We start from the raw sequence: 5,353 nt of genomic DNA, 5'->3' as shown, positions 1-5,353 counted from the left end.
AAATACTGCACTTGTATGAAATAGTATTCCCAATATATTTAAAATTAAAAAAGGAGCTATTTTCCTTTCTTTTATATATTGAATAGAGAATAAAAATAAAATCATTGCTTTTATATTTCTTAATAGTTCTACTTCAATATGTAATCCTTGAATACTAAAAAATATTGCAAATGCCATTATTGGATATTTACAATATTTTTTAAATATAAAATATAAAGCTATAAAATCAATAGTTGTAGTTATCAATTGATAAAAAATATAGTTTCTAAAAAAACCTCTAATTAAAGAGGTATATAACATATATCCTTTTTCATAAATGTAAGTTGAGTTCATAAAGGAAGGATAGTAAAAATACCAATCCCATCCTAAAAATCCTCTTGTTCCTAAAAATATAATTAAAATAATAATTATACCTTTTAAGATTTTTTCCTTTTGAGCTTTATTTTCTGAAAAAACATCATAAACTCCTAACACTAATAATATCAAAGCTATTGATATAAAAATCATTTTAGTTCCTCTTTATAAATGTTTATATATTTTTTTGCAGTTCCTTCAATTGAATATATTAAGCTATTTTTTATCCCTGCTTTGCTTTTTTCAAAATAATATTTTTGATCTTCCAAACTCATAATTTTTTTTACTAAATCATTTACATCTCCCAGTTTAAAAAGAAGTCCACTATCCCCAACAACATTAGCCAATCCCTCTACATCACTTGCTACAATAGGAGTTCCTGCTGCCATAGCCTCTAATGCACTTAATCCAAATCCTTCAAAATTAGATGATTGTATCGCTATATCACTTCTTTTTAAAAGTGCTGGAATAGAATTTGAATACCCTAAAAATTGAACTCTATCATTTAAATTTAACATTAAAACTTCACGCTTTACAGCTTCTTGAGTTTCTCCTTCTCCAACAAAAGTCAACGTATAATTTTTGGGTAATTTCTCCATTGCTCGTACTACGGTTAAGTGATCTTTAGATGAATGAAACCTTGAAACCATTATTAAATTATTTCCTTTTCTCTCTTTAGGCTTTCCCATAAATGCCCTTAATGAAACTCCATTAGGTATAATCTCTATTTTTTTTATATTTAATCCTACCCATTTCATAAGTTCTCTAGCAGTAGCTTCTGATATTGCTATTACTTTATCGTAAGAACTATATATAAATTTATCTAAAATTTTATATACCCACTTCTCTCTTCTTCTATTGTGAGTACTATGTTCTGTTGTTATATACACTACTTTTTTATTTAAATATTTTACAATACTTGTCCAAATTTGAGCATGAACAAGATGAGCATGTACTATATCTATTTTATTTTCTTTTACTATTTTAGATATTTCAAATGGATTTCTTAAACTAAATTTATCATTTGCTTTAAGAGTGTAAATTTTTACACCTCTTTTTTTATATTCTTCTAAAAATTTTTCATTTTTAGTATCTAAAACTAATAACTCCACTTCCATTCCCTGTTTTTTTTGAGCTGGAATTAAATCTAATAGTAGCTTTTCTGCTCCACCTAATTCTAAAGATGTTATTATGTGAAGTATTTTCATTTAATTCTCCTTTTCTTTTTTCCAATCATAATACATCGATTGGAAAAATCTAATTAAAAACTTAACTTTATTTTTAATTGGGATTTTTTTTCTCAACATATATTGGTAATATAATTTTAATCCTTTAGGATTATTTTTTATTATCTCATTAAATTTTCTTGTATAACCATCATCCAAATATTGATAGTAATATATACCCTTATCTATGTATCTAAAAATATAGTTTTCACCTATCTGATTCCAAATATATCCTTCGGGAATAAATTTTTCATTCTCTATTTCTGGAAAAGGATACTCTCTCATTATAGAAGTTTTAACTATTTCAGCCTTATCTCCTAATATTTTTTTATTGTAAAATATATCTAAAGGATTACTATCTATTTGAGCTCCCCCAAAAGTTTCATTTTTTCTAACACTTTCTCCATTATCAAAAACTTCAACCTTTCTGAATACAATTCCAGCATAATCATCTGGTAAGGTTACAATTTCTTCCTCTATTGTTTCCATTGCTTTTTCGCTTAAATAATCATCACTATCAACAATAAAGAAAAACTCTTTTTCAGCTAAAGAAACACCTATATTTATTGCTCTCATCTTCCCACCATTTTTTACTCTTTTATATAATATGGGAATCTCATCTTCATCTATAAATTCTTTTATCAATTTTTCAGTTCCATCACTCGAACCATCATCAACAACTATCCATTCAAAGTTTTTCACTGTTTGATTTTTTAAACTTTTATATAATCTCCTCAATGTTTGTTCTCTATTATAGGTTGGTGTAAATACAGTTATCATCACTCTTACCTTCCTTTTCCAAAAACAACTGTTTTTAAAGTTTTAAATAAAATTACTATATCTAAATATAAGCTATAACACTTTATATAATATAAATCATATTCTAATTTATTTTTAGCATCTTCTACTGTTGCCCCATACGGATACATTACTTGTGCCCATCCAGTAAGTCCTGGTTTTACCATGTGTCTTAAACCATAATAAGGAATTTGTTTTTCTAACTCCTTTATAAAAACCATTCTTTCAGGTCTTGGTCCAATAAAACTCATATCTCCTCTAATAACATTTAAAAGTTGAGGTAATTCATCTACTCTTGTTTTTCTCATAAAATTTCCAAATTTTGTAACTCTTGGATCATTTTTTTGAGCCCATTTTGCACCATCTTTCTCTGCATCCTGTCTCATACTTCTAAATTTATATACAGGAAATTCTTTTTCATTTTCTCCAACTCTATCTTGAGAATATATAATTGGACCCGGACTTTCTATTTTAACAATTATGGCAGCAATTATCATGATTGGAAAAGTTAAAGCACCTATTATAATAGACATTCCAATATCAAAAACTCTTTTTACCTTATTTTGAAACTTACTTCTTAAAATCTCGAATCCATAGGCATTTAATAACCACTCTTCATTTATATATGAAACTTCAACTTTTTTTTCGATTTCTAACATATAATCTAAATATCCCATTACATGAGTATTTCTTAATTTTATTTTTAGTATTTTTTCAATTTCTTTTTCCTCTAATTTAATCTTTCCTAATAATAATAATCTTATATTATTAGTTTTTACAAAGCTTTCTAATTGGTCAATATTATCATTAAAATCAATATAACTATATCCCTCTAATTTCTCTAAACTCTTTTCTAAGTTAAATTTTAACTCCCCAGATCCATAAATAGTAACTGGTTTAATTCTGTAAACACTTATATTTATAAGTGTTCTTAAAAAAATAGTAATCGTAGCAAACAAAACAAAGAATATAATCAACCAAAAATCCCAACTTATAAAAAACCAAATAAAAAAGAATATAAAGTTTAATCCAATTACAGTTAGATAATTTCTTATTGAATACTTAGGCACATCAAAATTCATTAAATCAAATAAATATAGCCCTAATATTATAAAAGAAAATACTCCAATACCTATGATGCTCGTTTCTAATGTTAACCCTAAGAAATTTGTTAATATTAAAAATAGAATACCTAAAATACCTATATAAAACGCTCTTAACATTAATTCTCACTATCTCCTTCATAAAGAACGACTCTTTCTCCATCCTCTATTATATTTTCATCAGCTCCATTTTTATCATAAAATATAATTGCCTTAAATATTTCATCTTTAGAATCTAAACCATACTCTGAAAATAAGGCTGTTGGATAAGCCTCATCTCTATAAGATACAACTGTTAATATATTATTATTTCTAATTAAGTACTTTGTTTTTTTATTTTTACTAGCTGCATCTTCATCATCTCTACCAATTCTTCCAAGTATCTTCCCTAAAATATCTAATTGAAATTTATCCTCATCATTTTTTACTTCCCAAACACCTGAATCCTCTTTTTCAATTTTAACTTTTCTCATCTCTTTCCCAGTTTTTAAAATATATCTTATATTTCCCATGCTATCAAAAGCAAATGGTAACCCCTCATCCTTTAAATTATAAGAAGCTAAGTTAAATCCTGGTTGAATACTTCCTGGAACTCTTTTTTCAATATAAATAGCTGGCAATTTATCATCTATTGGTATCGTCTTTAATTTTAGCTTTTTACTCTTTATAACTTTTTTATCATTCGGATTTAACTGTTCAATTAAAACTATATTTTCCACTTTTGGATATAATCCTACTATTGGTAAAATATCTCCTGATACATATTTTTTTTCATAACTAAAATTAGGCATTCCACCTATACCCATTATTGTTACTTTTAATAATTCTGTATCGCTACTTGGTTCATATTTCATACCATAAGCCAATGGTGTTCTTCCATATGGATTATATCTTATAAATGGATCTTCAAAGGTATAGTTTTTCTCTTCGTATTCTTTCTTTAATTCTTTTTCATATTTTTCATCTTGAACGTATAAATCACCGTATAAAGCAGCTTTTCTAATATCAAATCCTTTTAACATCTCTTCTATCTCTATTGCTAAACTTGGATTTACATTTCCAATTTTATAAAGAGTTTTACTTATTTCAACAATTTCCTCTAAATCATATTTTTTCATATCTTTTTTTTCAACAAACTCAACAGTTATAGGAGATTTAGATAAAATTTCACTTATTTCTATTAAGTTTTCTTCTGAAAGTTGATCAAAAGTATCTTTACTATTTTTTATTGGTAATAGTTTAGTTATTCTATCTTTGATTTTTATAACTTCAGGTCTATTTTCAATAGTTTTAATATTGTTATCAAAATTACTTTTTATTAAATCTTCTTTAAAATACTTACCTAATTCTGGAGATAACAATGCTAATTCTTTTAAACCTTTTATAACTTTAGCATTTTCTACTGCTTTATTGTAATCTGTATTTTCTGAATAAGAAGCTATATCTGGATTATTTATAAAATCAACTAATTTTCCATCTTTTAAAATAGAAACTGCCATTTCCATTTTATCTGGAGATAAACTTTCTAGAATTCTTTTTAATTTTCCATCTTTTAATTTTATATCAAAAATTTTTTCATTTTTTTTCTTCTCACTATTTTCATATATTTTAGAAATGCTTTTATTATTTTTTAATATATTTTCTATTTTTTTTCTATTAAATAATAACATAAAACCGATTATTATTATTAACACAGAAACTATCGATACTATTACTTTTTCTTTTTTTATCATATTTTATATTCACCCCGTTTTTAAATTTTTAAATTCCCTATTATTATACACTATATTGAATTAATTGTATAAAAAAAAGAGCTAAAAAGCTCTTTAAAGTTAAATATTTTTCCAAAAAATAAAAAAATGGCGCTTCTTG

The 5,353-nt window shown here is 25.2% G+C and carries 5 protein-coding genes; all 5 read right to left on the bottom strand.

The genetic code is table 11. The annotated features are described in order from the left end of the window. Positions 1-507, bottom strand: a 507-nt coding sequence (locus HMPREF0202_RS02535) for an EpsG family protein (protein WP_023051811.1), incomplete at its 3' end; no start/stop codon positions are given. Further along, a complete protein-coding gene (locus HMPREF0202_RS02530) occupies positions 504-1,562 on the bottom strand; it encodes a glycosyltransferase (protein ID WP_023051810.1) in 1,059 nt (352 codons plus the stop codon). The genes HMPREF0202_RS02535 and HMPREF0202_RS02530, both read right to left, overlap by 4 nt. Then, positions 1,563-2,360 (bottom strand): glycosyltransferase family 2 protein, encoded by a 798-nt coding sequence (locus tag HMPREF0202_RS02525; protein WP_040406165.1) that lies wholly within the window; start codon positions 2,358-2,360, stop codon positions 1,563-1,565. Positions 2,361-2,365: 5 nt separating this feature from the next. Beyond that, positions 2,366-3,601: a sugar transferase gene (locus tag HMPREF0202_RS02520; protein WP_023051808.1), complete on the bottom strand. Its 1,236-nt coding sequence runs from the start codon at positions 3,599-3,601 to the stop codon at positions 2,366-2,368. Further along, positions 3,601-5,214 carry a hypothetical protein gene (locus tag HMPREF0202_RS02515; RefSeq protein ID WP_023051807.1) on the bottom strand — a complete coding sequence of 538 codons (1,614 nt, stop codon included), beginning with the start codon at positions 5,212-5,214 and terminating at the stop codon, positions 3,601-3,603. The genes HMPREF0202_RS02520 and HMPREF0202_RS02515 overlap by 1 nt, the downstream gene beginning before the upstream one ends. Positions 5,215-5,353: the final 139 nt, after the last annotated feature.

Origin of the sequence: Cetobacterium somerae ATCC BAA-474 (assembly GCF_000479045.1) — a bacterium.
GTDB lineage: Bacteria > Fusobacteriota > Fusobacteriia > Fusobacteriales > Fusobacteriaceae > Cetobacterium_A > Cetobacterium_A somerae.
This window is presented reverse-complemented; position numbering and strand designations above follow the sequence as displayed.

Excerpts from the sequence above, each read along its gene's own strand:
- HMPREF0202_RS02530 (WP_023051810.1), bottom strand. The coding sequence starts at position 1,562 with ATGAAAATACTTCACATAATAACATCTTTAGAATTAGGTGGAGCAGAA.
- HMPREF0202_RS02525 (WP_040406165.1), bottom strand. The coding sequence starts at position 2,360 with ATGATAACTGTATTTACACCAACCTATAATAGAGAACAAACATTGAGG.
- HMPREF0202_RS02520 (WP_023051808.1), bottom strand. The coding sequence starts at position 3,601 with ATGTTAAGAGCGTTTTATATAGGTATTTTAGGTATTCTATTTTTAATA.
- HMPREF0202_RS02515 (WP_023051807.1), bottom strand. The coding sequence starts at position 5,214 with ATGATAAAAAAAGAAAAAGTAATAGTATCGATAGTTTCTGTGTTAATA.